General features: G+C 74.6%; 13 protein-coding genes. 9 read left to right on the top strand and 4 right to left on the bottom strand.

From position 1 onward, the window contains the following. A partial coding sequence (gene ptsP / locus ABD879_RS28465; RefSeq protein ID WP_345024744.1) for a phosphoenolpyruvate--protein phosphotransferase occupies positions 1–1573 on the top strand: 1573 nt, incomplete at its 5' end. An 82-nt stretch (positions 1574–1655) separates the two neighbouring features. Here the strand turns inward: ptsP and ABD879_RS28470 are convergent. Both ABD879_RS28470 and ABD879_RS28475 read right to left on the bottom strand, forming a co-directional pair. Then, positions 1656–3335 carry a glycoside hydrolase family 3 protein gene (locus ABD879_RS28470; protein WP_345024745.1) on the bottom strand — a complete coding sequence of 560 codons (1680 nt, stop codon included), beginning with the start codon at positions 3333–3335 and terminating at the stop codon, positions 1656–1658. A gap of 546 nt (positions 3336–3881) precedes the next feature. Continuing rightward, the gene (locus ABD879_RS28475) at positions 3882–5048 is read right to left on the bottom strand and encodes an N-acetylglucosamine kinase (RefSeq protein ID WP_345024748.1); all 1167 of its coding nucleotides are present in this window, start codon (positions 5046–5048) and stop codon (positions 3882–3884) included. Between the two features lie 61 nt (positions 5049–5109). On the opposite strand from ABD879_RS28475, the gene ABD879_RS28480 reads away from it, so the two are divergent. Beyond that, on the top strand, positions 5110–6084 hold the full coding sequence (locus tag ABD879_RS28480) for a MurR/RpiR family transcriptional regulator (RefSeq protein WP_345024749.1): 975 nt from the start codon (positions 5110–5112) through the stop codon (positions 6082–6084). Beyond that, on the top strand, positions 6081–6977 hold the full coding sequence (locus ABD879_RS28485; RefSeq protein WP_345024750.1) for an N-acetylmuramic acid 6-phosphate etherase: 897 nt from the start codon (positions 6081–6083) through the stop codon (positions 6975–6977). Before ABD879_RS28480 ends, ABD879_RS28485 begins: the two co-directional genes overlap by 4 nt. Before the next feature lie 292 nt (positions 6978–7269). Here ABD879_RS28485 and ABD879_RS28490 read toward each other — a convergent pair whose 3' ends face one another. Then, positions 7270–7899: a LysE family translocator gene (locus ABD879_RS28490; RefSeq protein ID WP_345024751.1), complete on the bottom strand. Its 630-nt coding sequence runs from the start codon at positions 7897–7899 to the stop codon at positions 7270–7272. Positions 7900–7963: 64 nt separating this feature from the next. Here ABD879_RS28490 and ABD879_RS28495 point away from each other — a divergent pair, with 64 nt between their 5' ends. The 5 genes from ABD879_RS28495 to ABD879_RS28515 all read left to right on the top strand — a co-directional run bounded on the left by ABD879_RS28495 (position 7964) and on the right by ABD879_RS28515 (position 13974). Continuing rightward, positions 7964–8602, top strand: coding sequence for an HAD family hydrolase (locus ABD879_RS28495; protein ID WP_345024752.1), 639 nt, complete (start codon positions 7964–7966; stop codon positions 8600–8602). Between the two features lie 68 nt (positions 8603–8670). Continuing rightward, positions 8671–9183 (top strand): DUF6912 family protein, encoded by a 513-nt coding sequence (locus ABD879_RS28500; RefSeq protein ID WP_345024754.1) that lies wholly within the window; start codon positions 8671–8673, stop codon positions 9181–9183. A 183-nt stretch (positions 9184–9366) separates the two neighbouring features. Next, positions 9367–10995 carry an L-glutamate gamma-semialdehyde dehydrogenase gene (pruA, locus tag ABD879_RS28505; RefSeq protein WP_345024759.1) on the top strand — a complete coding sequence of 543 codons (1629 nt, stop codon included), beginning with the start codon at positions 9367–9369 and terminating at the stop codon, positions 10993–10995. Between the two features lie 67 nt (positions 10996–11062). After that, on the top strand, positions 11063–11764 hold the full coding sequence (locus tag ABD879_RS28510; protein WP_345024755.1) for an HAD family hydrolase: 702 nt from the start codon (positions 11063–11065) through the stop codon (positions 11762–11764). A gap of 227 nt (positions 11765–11991) precedes the next feature. Then, positions 11992–13974: an acetoacetate--CoA ligase gene (locus ABD879_RS28515; protein ID WP_345024756.1), complete on the top strand. Its 1983-nt coding sequence runs from the start codon at positions 11992–11994 to the stop codon at positions 13972–13974. Between the two features lie 204 nt (positions 13975–14178). Here the strand turns inward: ABD879_RS28515 and ABD879_RS28520 are convergent, their stop codons facing one another. Beyond that, complete coding sequence (locus tag ABD879_RS28520) at positions 14179–14853, bottom strand: C40 family peptidase (RefSeq protein WP_345024757.1); 675 nt, start codon at positions 14851–14853, stop codon at positions 14179–14181. 387 nt (positions 14854–15240) lie between these two features. Between ABD879_RS28520 and ABD879_RS28525 the strand changes: the two genes are divergently transcribed. Further along, positions 15241–16272 (top strand): serine/threonine-protein kinase (locus ABD879_RS28525; RefSeq protein WP_345024758.1); only part of this gene is annotated, 1032 nt, incomplete at its 3' end.

The raw sequence follows: 16272 nt of genomic DNA on the forward strand, positions 1-16272 counted from the left end.
CGAGCGCGCGACCGCCCTGGCCGCCCTCGACGCGGTCGCCGCGGACCTGGAGGCGCGGGCCGCCCGCGCGGCCGACGCCGGCAACACCGACGGCCGCGACGTGCTGAACGCGCAGGCGCTGATGGCCCGCGACCCGGGCCTGGCCGACGCCGTCGCCGACAAGATCGGCGCGGGGGCGGCGGCGGCGCGCGCGGTGTTCGAGGCGTTCGGCGCCTACCGGGAGCTGCTCGCCGGGGCCGGGGAGTACCTGGCCGCGCGGGTGGCCGACCTGGACGACATCCGCGACCGCGCCGTCGCCCGGCTGCTGGGCGTCCCGATGCCGGGCGTGCCGGAGTCCGACGAGCCGTTCGTGCTGGTGGCGCGCGACCTGGCGCCCGCCGACACGGCCGTGCTCGACCCGGCCATGGTCGTGGCGTTCGTGACCCTGGAGGGCGGCCCGACCAGCCACACCGCGATCCTGGCCCGCACCATGGGCGTCCCGGCCGTGGTGGCGTGCCCGGGCTGCACCGAGATCGCCGAGGGCACGCGGGTGCTGGTGGACGGCGCCGCCGGAACGGTCCGCATCGACCCGTCCGACGAGCAGGTGCGCGCCGCGCGGGACGCCGCCGCGGCGCGCGCCGCGATCCTCGAGTCGGCGACCGGGCCGGGCGCCACCAAGGACGGGCACGCCGTGCCGCTGCTGGCCAACGTCGGCGGCCCGCAGGACGTGGCGGCCGCCGTCGCCAACGGCGCCGAGGGCGTCGGGCTCTACCGCACCGAGTTCCTGTTCCTCGACCGGGCCGCGCCGCCGTCGGCCGCCGAGCAGGAGGACGCCTACCGCAAGGTCCTGGAGGCGTTCCCCAAGGGCAGGGTGGTGGTGCGCACCCTGGACGCCGGGGCCGACAAGCCGCTGGCGTTCCTGCCGCCGCCCGGCGAGGAGCCCAACCCGGCGCTCGGCGAGCGGGGGCTGCGCATGCTGCGCAACCACCCGGAGGTGCTGGCCGAGCAGCTCGGCGCCCTGGCCCGCGCCGCCGCCGGGACCACCGCCCGGCTCGAGGTGATGGCGCCGATGGTGACCGACGCCGAGGAGGCGGCGTTCTTCGCCCGGGCGTGCCGGGACGCCGGGATCGACCATCCGGGCGTGATGATCGAGGTGCCGGCGGCGGCGCTGCGCGCCCGCGACCTGGCCGCCGAGGCGGAGTTCTTCAGCATCGGCACCAACGACCTCACCCAGTACGCCTGCGCCGCCGACCGGCAGGTCGGCGGGCTGGCGCACCTGCAGGACCCGTGGCAGCCCGCCGTGCTCGACCTGGTCGCGGTCGCCGCGCAGGCCGCCGCCGACGCCGGCCGGCCGTGCGGGGTGTGCGGCGAGGCCGGCGGCGACCCGGCGCTGGCGTGCGTGCTGGTCGGGCTGGGGGTGACGTCGCTGTCGATGGGCGCGCCGTCGCTGCCGCTCGTGCGCGCCGCGCTGGCCCGGCACACCCTCGACCAGTGCCGCCGGGCCGCGGACGCGGCCCGCCGGGCGCGTACGGCGCAGCTCGCCCGCGAGTCCGCGCGCGCCCTGCTGCCCGGCCTGGCCGAGCTCGGCCTGTAGCGGGCTTTCGGCGCCAACGCCGGCCCGTCACCCGCGGGAACCCGGGTGGCGGGCCGGCGTTTCCGCGTCGCCGCAGGCCGGGTCAGGCGGGGCGGTAGGACAGGCCGTGGCCGATGGGCTTGCCGCCCGCCTTCACCGGCAGCCTGCCGGTCGGGTTGATCGCGCCCGTCAGCACCTTGGCGAGCGCCTGCACCGACACCGTCGCCGACGAGTAGGCGGCCAGCGCGGCGGACGCCTGCTGGGCGGAGTCCAGGTCGTAGGGGCGTCCCAGCGCGGCCACCACGACCGGCTTGGGACGCAGCGCCCGCACCCGGACGGCGGTGGCGGCCCCGGCGTCGACCGTGGTCAGCACCGCGACGTCGGCGGCCTGCGGCGAGGCGGCCACCTGCACGCCCTGGCGGCGCAGCGCCGCGGCCAGCGCGGCGCTCCTGGGGCCGGTGACGTGAACGGTCTTGTTCTTCAGCGGCAGCAGCCCCCGGTCGTTGCGGACGAGCGTGACCGAGTGCTCGGCGACCTGCTGCGCCACGGCCCGGTTGGCCGCCGTGCGGATCGCGGCGTCCGCGCGCGCCGCGTCGGTGTCGGCCCGCTGGAACAGCCCGCGCTGCTCCTTCATCCGCAGGATCCGGGTGACGGCCTCGTCCAGCCGCTTGCGGGGGATCTGCCCGCTGCGCACGGCGGCCAGCACCGCGTTGTAGGCCGTCGGCAGGCTGGGCGGCATGAGCAGCTGGTCGGCGCCGGCGTTGACCGCGCGCACGGCGGTGGCGCCCGGCGAGTACCGCACCTTGGCGCCCTGCATCTGCAGCGAGTCGGTGACGATGACGCCCCGGTAGCCGAGGGAGCCGCGCAGCAGCCCGGTCAGCACCGTGCGCGACAGCGTGGCCGGGTCGCCGGACCGGTCCAGGCCCGGCACGACGATGTGCGCCGACATGATGGCGTCCGCCCCGGCCGACACCGCGGCGCGGAACGGCGGCGCGTCCAGCCGCTCCCACTGGGCGCGCGTGTGCCGGATCACGGGCAGGCCGGTGTGGCTGTCGGTGGCGGTGTCGCCGTGCCCGGGGAAGTGCTTGGCCGTGGCGGCGACGCCCGCCGACTGGTAGCCCGCGACCGCCGCGCCCAGCATCCGCGACACCAGGGCGGGATCGGCGCCGAACGACCGCACCCCGATCACCGGGTTGGCCGGGTTGACGTTGACGTCGGCGACCGGCGCGAAGTTCTGGTTGATGCCCACCGCGCGCAGCTCGGACCCGGTGACCCGGGCCGCGGCCTGCGCGTCGGCCGGGCGGCCGGTCGCGCCGAGCGCCATGTTGCCGGGGAAGCGGGTGAGGAACGACGCGCGCGACACCTTGCCCTGCTCCTCGTCCACGGCGAGCAGCAGCGGGACCTTGGACGTCTCCTGCAGCGAGTTGGCCAGCTCGGCGGTCGTCCGCGGCGAGCGCAGGTTGCCGGGGAAGAAGATCAGGCCGCCGACGTGGTACCGCTTGATCATCGCCTTGGCGGAGGCGGCGTCGGGGAAGGCGGGGACGAACAGCTGCCCCACCTTCTCGCGCACGCCCATCGAGGCGACGTACTGGGGGATCCAGGTGCCCGTGGCCCGGCCGGCGGTCGGGGACGCGGCGCCCCCGGAGGAGCGGCCCGCCCCGGAGGTCTTGGCCGCGGCCGGTTCGTCCTTGTCTTCGGAGTCGCCGCCACCGCAGCCGGCCAGCGACGCGCCGAGCGCCGTCGCGACCGCCGTGACGAGTGCGAGTGAACGTGAAGCACGCACTGGACCAGGCCCCCCGACGTGGTCTGTCGATTCCGCTTCGTGATCGATCCTGGCGACCGTAACCCGCGCCCGGGGCCGTGTCGACCCGCCGCCGGTCAACGATCTTTTCTGCTGCCGTTGCCGTGTCGCCCGCGCCGCCGCCGGCCGCACCGGGCGTTACGAGGGTATGCGCGGCGGCGGTCAGGTCGCGTCCGGTCGGCCTTCGGCGCGTCTCCGGACCGCTTTCAGGGCAGCGTCGGGCCAGGGCATGGCCGTGGTCGCGTTGCGCGTGGCGTCGGGGGAGAGCGCTCGGCGCGGCGATCGGCCGGAGAACAACCGGCGCGGCGCGCTCGTTTTCGGGATTTCACAGGTGGCGCGTCGCGGCCGGAGCGGATCGCTCAGCCGGCGGGCGCTTCGCCGGTCTCAGCGCGAAGTGGCGCAGATGACGCGGGATTGTGTGGCACTCGGGAGCTCGCGGGGCTCGTGGGCTCTCGCGACGGGGCCGCACGAGGTGCGGAAGAGTTCGGCGGGACGGGGAGCGGCTGTCGGACGGAGACGGTCGGCGGATCAGCCGGGTTGCGGCGGCGGCAGCGGGAAGCCGAGACGGCGCAGGGCCAGCCCGGCCGCCCCGACGGCACCGTCACCCGCGCTGCGCGGGTCGGCCGCGAACCGGGCGCGCAGCCCGGCCCGCACGGCGTCGGCGACGGGACCGTCGCGCAGCACCGATCCGTGCATCACGACCGGCGCGCACGGGTCCGGCAGGGCCGGGCGCACCGCGTCCACGTCGCGCAGCAGCCATTCGGCGGCCTCCTGGGTGATGCGCCGGGCCACCGGGTCGCCCGCGTCCGCCGCCGCGGCCACGACCGGCCCGAGCCGGCCGAGGGCCGCGACCGGGCGGCCGTAGACCTCCTTGATGATGGCCTGGGCGAGCTGCGGGTTCGGCGCGCACTCGGGCGGCGCGCCGGCGGGTCCCGCCCGGCCCGGGGACGGCGGTTCCGGCCCGCCGGGCGCCCGGACGAACGCGGGGTCGTCCAGCACCGCGGTGCCCGACCGGCGGCCGTGGCCCGGCGCACCGGAGGACGGCGCACCGGCCAGGGCCAGCGTCCGCCGCGGCGCCCGCCGCGGCGCGTTCGCGCTCAGCTCGGCGACCACCGCCGCCCCGAGCAGCGCCCGGGGCACCGATTCGGTCAGCAGGGTGGGGGAGCCGCGGCCGTCGAAGGCGGCCAGCGCCGCCCGGACCGCCTCCTTGCCCAGCCACACCGCCGAGCCCTCGTCGCCGACCAGCCAGCCGTAGCCGTCGGCGCGCTGCACGATCGCGCCGTCGCTGATCACCGCCGCCCCGGCACCGGTGCCGGAGAACACCACGATGCCCTTGGACGCGTCGGTCCCGGCGGCGAACGCCACCGCGATGTCCGTCACGACGGCGGGCGCTCCGCGCAGCCCGACCGCCTGCCATGCCCGCCGCGCCGCCGTGACGGCGGCGGGACGGCCCGCCGATCCGGCACCGGCGATCCCGAAAACGCCGGAGAGGATCAAGGAACGGTCCACGGTGCCCAGTGCCTCCTGCAGGGCCGTGGTGAGCGCCCCCGCGGTGTCGCCCCCGGAGTTGGGGTTGGCCCCAGGGCCCATTCCCACTCCGGCGATTGCTCCCCCGAGCGTGAGAACGACACAGCGGGTTTTCGTGCCACCCGCGTCAATACCGATCACGTATGGACCGGCCAAATGGGTCAACACATGCCGACGGTAGCCCTTTCTACCGTTGACGTGACATCTCACCAGTAAGAAAATTTCTTCCATGAGGAAACCCAGCAGCCCTGAGGCGGGGGGCGCCGGAACCGCCGGCGCACCCCCTACCGACGCGGCACCACAGGAGACGCGGAAGGAGGCGACACCGCTCAGCACCGTCGTGCGGGTGCGCTCCCTGCTGCCCTCCCTGCCGCCCGCGGAGCGGCGCGTCGCGCAGCGCGTGATCGACGATCCGGAGGGCGTCGCCAACTCCACCATCACCGAACTCGCCCAGACCTGTGGCACCTCTGAGACCACCGTCATCAGGTTCTGCCGGGCGATCGGGTTTCATGGGTATCCAGAGCTCCGACTGACCCTGGCGACGGAGGCGGGCCGGGCGCAGAGCGCCACCGGAGGACGGGTCATCGGCAGCGACATCAGTCCCGACGACTCCCTTGAGCAGATCGTGGAGAAGGTGACCTTCGCCGACGCCAGGGCCGTGGAGGAGACCGCGGCGCAGCTCGACATCAAGATGCTCGAGCAGGTCGTCGACGCGATCGTCGCCTCCGACCGGGTGGACGTCTACGGGGTCGGCGCCAGCGCCTTCGTCGCCAAGGACTTCCAGCAGAAACTGCACCGCATCGGCCGCGTCTGCTACGCCTGGGCCGACGCCCACATCATGCTCACCAGCGCCGCGGTGCTGAAGCCGGGCGACGTGGCGATCGGCATCTCCCACTCCGGCGCGACGGTGGAGACCATCGACGCGCTGGAGGTCGCCAAGAACAGGGGGGCGACCACCGTGGCCCTGACCAACTTCCCCAAGTCCCCCATCGCCGAGGTGGCGGATCTGGTGCTCACGACGGCGGCGCGTGAGACCACGTTCCGCTCGGGGGCGACCGCCAGCCGGCTGGCGCAGCTGACCGTGGTCGACTGCGTGTTCGTCGGCGTGGCGCAGCGAACCTACGGCACCACCCGCAAGGCCCTGGAGGCCACGTACGAGGCGGTCCGCGGCCGGACCGTACGACCCGACCGGAGGCGTCGGTGATCGACTGCGATCTGCCCACCGAGGGCCGCAACCCGCGGACCCTCGACGTCGACACCCTGCCCACCCTTGAGGTGCTCAGGCTGATCAACACCGAGGACGCCACGGTCCCCGTGGTCGTGGCGGCCGTCCTGCCCGAGATCGCCCGGCTGGTGGACGTGGCGGTGGAGTCGCTGCGCGCCGGCGGCCGGGTGCACTACTTCGGCGCCGGGACGTCGGGGCGGCTGGCCGCGCTCGACGCCGCCGAGCTGCCGCCCACGTTCGGCATCTGGGGCCGGGTGGTGGCGCACCACGCCGGCGGCCCCGGGGCGCTGGCGCAGGCGGTGTCCCACGTCGAGGACGACGACGAGCAGGGCGCCCGGGACGCCGCCGAGGTGGCCGCGGGCGACGTGGCGATCGGCATCGCGGCCAGCGGCCGCACCCCCTACGTGGTGGGCGCGCTGCGCGCGGCCGCGGCCAACGGGGCGCGCACCGCGCTGATCAGCTGCAACCCGCGCACCCCCTACGGCGACGAGGTGGAGATCCACATCGCCCTGGCCACCGGACCGGAGGTGATCAGCGGGTCCACCCGGATGAAGGCGGGCACCGCCACCAAGCTGGTGCTCAACTCCTTCTCCACCACGCTGATGGTCAGGCTGGGCCGCACCTACTCCAACCTGATGGTCAGCGTCAACGCGCTCAACGGCAAGCTGCGCGCCCGGCTGGTGCGCATCCTCATCGAGGCCACCGGCATGGACGCCCGCACCTGCGAGAAGGCGCTCGCCGAGGCGGGCGGGGACACCCGCGTGGCGCTGGTCTCGCTGCTCGGCGAGGTGCCCACCGCGCGCGCGACGGCGCTGCTGGAGGAGGCCGACGGGGGAGTGCGCGAGGCGCTGCAGCGGCTGCGGTCCGCGTGACGGCGCGACCGCGGGACGGACGGCGGCGTGACACCCGCGGCCGTTCGCTCCGGTGCCGCCGCCGTGCGGCCGCATGGCCGCGTCCGGCGGGCACGGCACGGGGGTCCGGAGCGGTTCCGCGCGCGCCGCGCCGCACGGGCCGGCGGCCGTGCGGTCGGCGTCGCGCGGCGGGGGTCTTGTCCGGGGGCCGACCGGCAGGGGCCGTCCGGTTGAGGGCTATCCGGTTCTAGGGCCGTTCGGATCAGGGCTATTCGGATCAGGGCTATTCGGATCAGGGCTATTCGGATCAGGGCTATTCGGTCGCGACGCGGACGCCCAGCCCGATCAGCGTGACGCCCAGCACCCGCTCCTGGATCCGGCGGAAACGCGGCGCCATCGCGATCCGGCGCACGCGTCCCAGGCCGAGCGCCCACAGGCCGAGCCCGGCCATGCTGAAGACGACGGCGATGGCGGCCAGGCCCAGCGCGACCGGCAGCGCCCGCGCCGGGTCGTCCGGCAGGAACTGCGGCAGCGCGGCCAGGAAGAACAGGGTCGCCTTCGGATTGGTGAGGTTGGTGAGCAGCCCGGCCGCGAACGCCCAGCGTTCCCCGCGGCCGGGCCGCCCGGCCGGGTCGGCGGGCGGCTGCTCGTCGGCGGATCCGCGGTGGCGGCGGGCGTCCCACAGCGCGCGCAGGCCGAGGAGGGCCAGCAGCGCGGCCCCGGCCAGCTTCACCGCCTCGAACGCGACGGCGCTGCGGGCCAGCAGCGTGGCCAGGCCGAGCGCGACGGCGGTGGCGTGCGCCAGCAGGCCGAGCGCGCATCCGGCCGCGGTCAGCATCCCGGCGCGGGTGCCGCGCAGCAGCACGCTGCGGGTGACCACGGCCGTGTCCAGGCCCGGAGTCAGGGTGATCAGCAGGCAGAGTCCGAGATAGGCGGTCAACATTCCGCAATGGTCCCCCACAGGCCGGGCCTTCGCCCAGAAACGGGCATCATTTACCATCGGCGGCGTGACGACCGTCAGAGCAGTGATCACCGACTGGGGCGGCGTGCTGACCTCACCCCTCAACGAGGCGATCCGGGCGTGGCTGGAGGCCGACCGCATCGACGCCGACCGCTACCTGTCGGTGATGGGCGAGTGGGTCCAGCAGGCCTACGACGGCGTCGGCCGCAACCCCGTCCACGGGCTTGAGGACGGCACCCTGGACCCGGCCGAGTTCGAGCGGATGCTGGCCGCCGAGCTGCTGACCGTGGACGGCGACCCGGTGCCCCACGAGGGCCTGATCTCCCGCATGTTCGCCGCGTTCACCCCGGTGGAGGCGATGTACGAGGCGCTGCGGGACGTCCGCACGGCGGGCGTGCGCACGGCCCTGCTGTCCAACTCCTGGGGCAACGACTACCCGCGCCACCTGTTCGCCGAGCTGTTCGACGCGGTCGTCATCTCCTGCGAGGTGGGCATGCGCAAGCCGGACGAGCGGATCTTCCGGCACGCCGTCGACCTGCTCGGCCTCGCCCCCGCCGAGTGCGTGTTCATCGACGACATCGACCACAACGTGCGCGCGGCCGAGGCCGTCGGCATGCTCGCCATCCACCACCGCGAGGCCGCCGAGACCATCGGGGCCCTGCGCGAACTGGGCGTGCTGCGCTGAGCCCGGCCCGCTCCGGCGGCCCGGCGGTCTGACCGGCCAGGTCGGATCTGGCAGACTGGCTGATCGTCATGCGCGTCTATGTGCCCGCCACCCTGTCCGGCCTGGCCCGCGTCCACGCGGCGCGGGAGATCGGGCCCGCCCCGCTGACCGCCTACGCGGTCACCCCCGCGCTGCGGGAGTGGTACGCGGGAGGCGACCAGGAGGAGCTGGAGTACGCGGCGATGACCGCCGCCGCACGCGCGTCCCTGCGGCTGCTGGCCGGCGACCCCGACGCGCCCCGGCGCCGGGTGGTGCTGGCCGCCGAGGTGCCCGAGCAGTCGGTGGAGCGCCCGCGCGGGGACGCCGCCGTCGGCGACGAGGGCGCCCGCGCCCGGGTGCTGGTCACCGCCCCGATCGCCTGGCGCAGGATCGCCTCGGGCCATGTGGACGCCGAGGACGCGGCCGCCGACGTGGGCGCCGCCGTGGCCGCCCTGGACGCCGCCGAGGCCGGCGACGAGGACGCCCGCTTCACCGTCGACGGCGCCGAAGGCCACGAGCTGCTCTGGTACGCCACCCAGGAACTCGGCGACCTGCTGCCCTGACCCCGGTCCTGCGCGCACCGGCCCGTCGGCCCCGCTTGCCTGCCCGGAGACCGCGTCGCGGACGGCGGTAACGGGTAGGTCTCGTGTCGTTGAAGGCAGGCAGCGACATATGACGCAAGTCTTCCTCTTTGTGTGACTATGCCGCTGTACGACGACGATGTCGGACTTTATGGGGAGCGCCAGATGGACGCCGTCACCAACGTGCCGGAGCCGGTGAACGAGCCGGTCAAGCCGTACCCGCCGGGCAGCCCCGAGCGCGCCGCGCTGGAAGCCAAGATCAAGGAGCTCGGCGACGCGGAGACCGAGCTGACCATGACGATCGGGGGCGAGCGCAGGCTGGGCGGCGGCGAGCCCATCGACGTGGTCGAGCCGCACGACCGCGCGCACGTGCTCGGCCGCATGGGCAACGCCACCGACGACGACGTGCGCGCGGCGATCGACGCCGCCCGCGAGGCCGCGCCCGCCTGGCGCGCGATGCCGTTCGACGACCGCGCCGCCATCCTGCTGCGGGCGGCCGAGCTGGCCTCCGGCCCGTGGCGCGCCACGCTGAACGCCGCCACCATCCTCGGCCAGTCCAAGTCGGTGCAGCAGGCCGAGATCGACTCGGCCTGCGAGCTGATCGACTTCTGGCGGTTCAACGTCGCCTACGCCCGCCGGCTGTACACCCAGCAGCCCGAGTCCTCGCCCGGCGTGTGGAACCGGATGGAGTACCGGCCGCTGGAGGGGTTCGTGCTGGCCATCACCCCGTTCAACTTCACCGCCATCGCCGGGAACCTGCCCACCGCGCCCGCCCTGATGGGCAACGTGGTGATCTGGAAGCCGTCGCCCACCCAGCAGCTGGCCGCGCACCACACCATGCGGCTGCTGGAGGAGGCCGGGCTGCCCCCCGGCGTGATCAACCTGGTGACGGGCGACGGGCGGGCGGTGTCCGACGTCGCGCTCACCCACCCCGAGCTGGCCGGCATCCACTTCACCGGCTCCACCCGCACGTTCCAGCACCTGTGGCGGACGGTCGGCGAGAACATCGCGGGCTACAAGGGCTACCCGCGGCTGGTCGGCGAGACCGGCGGCAAGGACTTCGTGGTGGCCCACCCGTCCGCTGACGTCGACGTGCTGAAGACCGTGCTGATCCGCGGCGCCTTCGAGTACCAGGGGCAGAAGTGCTCGGCGGCCTCCCGCGCCTACATCCCCCGGTCGCTGTGGGAGCGCATGCGCGACGACTTCTGCGACGAGGTCGCCGCGCTCACCATGGGCAACGTGGCCGAGGACCTGTCGGCGTTCATGGGCGCGGTCATCGACGGCCGGGCGTTCGCCAAGCACCGGGCGGCGATCGAACGCGCCCGCGGCATCGACACCGCGAAGATCCTCGTCGGCGGCGAGCTGGACGACTCGCAGGGCTGGTTCGTCCGCCCCACCGTGCTGGAGTCGACCGACCCCGAGGACGAGATCTTCACCAAGGAGTACTTCGGCCCCATCCTCGGCGTGCACGTCTACGACGACGGCGACTACGACGCGATGCTGCGCCAGCTGGAGGGCGTCGCCGAGTACGGCCTGACCGGCGCGATCGTCGCGCGGGACCGGGCCGCCATCGCCGCGGCCACCGAGGTGCTGCGCTTCGCGGCGGGCAACTTCTACATCAACGACAAGCCGACCGGCGCGGTGGTGGGCCAGCAGCCGTTCGGCGGCGCCCGCGCCAGCGGCACCAACGACAAGGCCGGATCGGTCTTCAACCTGATCCGCTGGGTCAACGCCCGGTCGATCAAGGAGACGTTCGTCCCGCCGACCGACTACCGCTACCCGCACATGGGCTGACCCCGGCGGTGCGGCCCGGCCGGCGTCCGGTTGCGCAAAGCGCGCGGCAGGCCGGACGATACCCGGCATGAACCGTCTGGTCCTGTGGAACATCGACCACACGCTCGTGGACGTCGGCCGGGTCGCCCGGGAGTGCTACGCCGAGGCGTTCCAGCGGACCACCGGGCGGCCCCTGGTGCGGCTGGCCCCCATGCCCGGCCGCACCGAATCGGAGATCATCTTCGAGACGCTGGCGTTCAACGACATCGTCACCACCGACGACCACCTGCCCAGGTTCATGGACGCGCTGGCCGCCGCGTTCGCCGCCCGCCGCGCCGACCTGCGCGGCAACGGCCGGGTGCTGGCCGGGGCGGCCGAGGCGCTGGACGCGCTGGCCCGCGTGCCCGGCACGGTCCAGTCGGTGCTGACCGGGTCGATCGAGCCGGTGGCCCGGCTCAAGGTCACCGAGCTGGGACTGGCCGGGCATCTGGACCTGGACGCGGGCGGTTACGAGACCGGCGTGTACAGCAAGGCCGCCATGCTGGAGCTGGTGCGGCGCCGCGCCGGGGACGCGCGCGGCGTGGCGTTCGGCGAGTCCGCCACCGTGTACGTGGCCGACTCGCCGCGCGACGTGCAGGCCGCCCGCATCGCCGGGTCGCCGATCATCGCGGTCGCCACCGGCAGCGCCACCGAGGCCGAGCTGCGTTCGGCGGGCGCCGACGTCGTCCTGCCGACGCTGGCCGACACCGACGCGGTCGTCTCCGCCGTCACCCGGCTCACCCAGGGCTGACCGTGCTGGAGAAGTCGCCGGGTGCGCCGCCCGCACAGGTGCCTACCTCGGGATATGGGTAGGCCCCCGGCGGGACGGCGGCCGCCCCGGGCGTAAGATCGACGGGCTTGCGAAGCCGGGCCGGCGGGTTCGATGCTGGGAACCTCAGCGCGTGCCGCATGCCCGCGCGCGATACACCAGGTGGGGGGCCACCCCGACACCCCCGCGACGAAGAGGAGGCCGGTGCGATGGCAGGCGACGAAGCGTCCGACGGCTTGACTCCGGAGGGGGCGCCGCTGTGGGAGCCGTCCGCGGAGGTCGTCGCCGGCGCCCGGGTGACGCGCTACCGCGAGTGGCTGCGCGACCGCGGCGTGGCCACCGAGGACTACGCCGATCTGTGGCGCTGGTCGGTCACCGAGGTGGACGCCTTCTGGGCGTCGATCTGGGAGTACTTCGACGTGGTCGGCGAGCGCGGCGACGGGCCGGTGCGGTCCGGCGGGCCCATGCCGGTGGACGGGCTGCGCTGGTTCCCCGGCGCGACCGTCAACTACGCCGCCAACGCGCTGCGCCGCGCCGAGCAGGCCCCCGACGACACCGCCGTGGTGTTCCGCTCCGAGGCGGGCGGGCACCGGCTGCTCACCTACCGCGAACTGGCCCGGCACGTGGCCGAGGTGCGCGCCGGACTGGCCGAGCTGGGCGTCGGCCGCGGCGACCGGGTGGCCGCCTACCTGCCCAACATCCCCGAGGCGCTGATCTGCTTCCTGGCCGCCGCCTCGCTCGGCGCGGTCTGGTCGTCGTGCTCCCCGGACTTCGGCTCCTCCTCCGTGGTCGACCGGTTCGCGCAGATCGAGCCGAAGGTGCTCATCGCCGTGGACGGCTACGCCTACAACGGCAAGCGGTTCGACCGGCGCGACGTCGTCCGCGAGATCGAGGCCGCGCTGCCGTCGCTGCGCGCCACCGTGCTCGTCCCGTACCTGGACCCCGCCGCCACCGCCGAGGGGCTGCGCGTGGGCGTCCGCTACACCGACCTGCCCCGCGGCGGCCACGCCCTGGCGTTCGAGGACGTGCCGTTCGACCACCCGCTGTGGGTGGTGTACTCCTCGGGCACCACCGGGCTGCCCAAGCCGATCGTGCACGGGCACGGCGGCGTCGTCCTGGAGCACCTCAAGGCGCTGTCGTTCCACCAGGACCTCGGCCCGGGCGACGTGTTCTTCTGGTACACCACCACGGGCTGGATGATGTGGAACTACCTCATCGGCGGCCTGCTGGTCGGCGCCACGATCGTGATGTACGACGGCGCGCCCACCGACCTGTGGCGGATGGCGGCCGACAGCGGCGTCACCTACTTCGGCGTCGGCGCCCCGTACATCATCGCCTCGATGAAGGAGGGCCGCCGCCCCGGCGAGGAGCTGGACCTGTCGCGCATCCGCGGCATCGGCTCCACCGGCTCGCCGCTGCCGCCCGAGGGCTTCACCTGGGTGTACGAGGCGGTCGGCAAGGACCTGCTGCTCGGCTCGTTCTCCGGCGGCACCGACCTGTGCACCGGCTTCGTGGGGCCGTCGCCCGTGCTGCCGCTGCGCGCCGGGGTGATCCAGTGCCGCGGCCTGGGCGCCAAGGTCGAGGCGTACGCCGACGACGGCCGGCCGGTGGTGGACGAGGTCGGCGAGCTGGTCATCACCGAGCCGATGCCGTCCATGCCGGTGTTCTTCTGGAACGACGAGGGCGGCGAGCGCTACCGCGAGTCGTACTTCGACATGTACCCGGGCGTGTGGCGGCACGGCGACTGGATCAAGATCCTCCCGGACGGCGGCTGCGTGATCTACGGCCGGTCCGACTCGACGCTCAACCGGGGCGGGGTTCGCATGGGCACCGCCGACTTCTACCGCGTGGTCGAGTCGTTCGACGAGATCGCCGACAGCCTGGTCATCGACACCGGCCGGCTCGGGCAGGAGGGCCGGCTGATCCTGTACGTGCAGCCCGCGCCCGGCGCCGTCCTCGACGACGACCTGGTGGCCCGGCTGCGCACCGCGCTGCGCTCGACGCTGTCGCCGCGGCACGTCCCGGACGAGATCCACGAGGTCCCCGGCATCCCGCGCACGCTGTCGGGCAAGAAGCTGGAGGTCCCCGTCCGCAAGATCCTGCTGGGGACGCCGGTGGAGAAGGCCGCCAACCCCGACTCCCTGGCCAACCCCGACGTGCTGCGGCACTTCACCCCGGAGAAGTCGTCCTGAGCCGCCCCCGCACGGCCCGGCGCCGTGCGGGGCGCGGACTGGTGCCGCGGTTTCGAAGTCCCGGACCGCGTCCGCGGCCGGGACGCGATCCGGGTGAGGTGATCGCGACGGGAACGGCCCCCGCGTCCCCGTCCAGCGGTGGCCCGTCGGCGGCTGTGCTCGGCGACGGGCTCGGCGGCGTGCGCCGGGCCGGGTGCGGACGGCTCAGTAGAGCCGCGTGGGCACCGGCGGCAGCCGCCGCCACGCCGGGCGCACGGCGCCGACGTAGCGGGAGCGGTAGTGGCCGCGCAGCCGCTCGACCGTCACGCGGCGGCCGGGGCGCGGCGAGTGAACGAACCGGCCGCCGCCCACGTACATGCCGACGTGGTTCAGCCGGTTGAAGAAGACCAGGTCGCCGGGAAGCAGGTCGCGGCGCCGGATCTTCGGGTTGATGTTGTGGTACTGCGACGCGGCCACCCGCGGGATGCGCACCCCCGCGCGCCGCCACGCCCGCTGCACCAGCCCGGAGCAGTCGAAGCCCCGCCGGCCGGTGCCGCCCCACACGTAGGGGCGCCCCTGCTGGCGCAGCGCGTAGCTGACCGCGCGGTCGGCGCGGCGCTGCCACCTGGCCAGCATCTGCGCCCGGCGCAGCCGCACCGAGCGCTGCAGCGCGGCCAGCATCCCGGCCCGTTCCCTCAGGCTGTGCATGCTGCCCGCCCTGCCGAAGGGCCTGGCCCGGCGGATGTGCGCGGAGGGCCGGCGCCACAGCGCCTGGCTCCCCTCACTTTGGATCTTCTCGGGGCGTTCCTGCCGCTCCACCGGCTGCGCGACGGCGGCGCCCGGGGTGAGGGCCAGGGCGATCGTCGTGGCGCAGCACGCGGTCCTTAACGGAAGTGACATGCCGGTGTACCTCCTTGCGAAGATCGTCAAGCCGCTGTCTACCCGGCACGCCGACTTCACACTCCTGAATTCGCTGAGAAAGCGGCCGCCGACCTGGAGAAATGCCGGTGTTTTCGGTTGTGTGCCTTATGCGGCGGCGCTGGGCGGGCTAGGGTAGGGGGCCGCCCCCGGACGCGGTGAGCAGGTGGCCGGATCGCGGTGAAGTGCCGGATCCGGGTGAACTCCCCGGTGGTTTGGGGCGTCCCACTGGTCGAAGGCCGACTCATTCATTCCCTACGATTCACCCGAGGCCCGTCCGCGGCCGGCGCGATCACCGGCGCCCGCCGGCATCCCCGCGACGCACGCGACGGGCGGACAGCGCGACACACAGAGAGGGCGGTTCCGCGCATGGAGGTTGGTGCCCTGCGGGCCGGCGACCCGATGCGGCTGGGGTCCTACGACCTGATCGGCCGGGTGGGCGAGGGCGGCCAGGGCAGTGTTTTCCTGGGCGAGTCGCCGGACGGCCGGCAGGTGGCGATCAAGCTGCTGCACGCCGAGCTGACCTCCGACGACAAGGCCCGGGCCCGCTTCCTGCGCGAGGTCGAGGTGGCCAAGCGGGTGGCCCCGTTCTGCACCGCCCAGGTGATCGACGCCGACGCCGACGGCGACCGGCCGTACATCGTCAGCGAGTACGTGCGCGGCCCGTCGCTCAACCAGCACGTCACCGAGAAGGGCCCGCTGTCGGGCGCGGCGCTGGACCGGCTGGCGGTCAGCACCGCCACCGCCCTGGCCGCCATCCACCAGGCCGAGGTGGTGCACCGCGACTTCAAGCCGCACAACGTGCTGATCGGCCCGGACGGCCCGCGCGTGATCGACTTCGGGGTGGCCCGCGCGATCAGCGGCTCCACCACGCTGACCAGCAAGGTCATCGGCACCCCCTCGTACATGGCGCCCGAGATGCTCAAGGGCGAGGAGGTCGGCACGCCCGCCGACGTGTTCTGCTGGGGCGCCACGCTGACGTTCGCGGCCACCGGCGAGCCGCCGTTCGGCCAGGACACCATCCCGGCGGTGATCAACCGCATCCTGCACGAGGAGCCGGACCTCGGGCGGCTGACCGGGCCGCTGCGCGACCTGGTCGCCGAGTGCCTGGACAAGGACCCGGCCAACCGGCCCAACGCCCGCCAGGTGCTGATGCGGCTGCTGGGGCACGGGGACGGCGGCGCGGGCACGGCCGTGCTGTCCCGCCCGGCCGAGGCGACCGAGGTGGACGACCCCTCCGTGCCCGACCGGCACGACGAGGAGACCGCCATCCTCGCGGCGGGCAGCGTCCTGGCCGCCGAACTCGGCGACGACGACACCACCGGCGGCGCCGGCGAGGCGGGCGGCGCCTCCGGCGGCGACCGCGCGGACGGCGCCGCCGACGGCCAGGCCGAGCGCACC

The sequence above is a fragment of the Actinomadura keratinilytica genome, from assembly GCF_039539665.1.
Classification (GTDB): domain Bacteria; phylum Actinomycetota; class Actinomycetes; order Streptosporangiales; family Streptosporangiaceae; genus Spirillospora; species Spirillospora keratinilytica.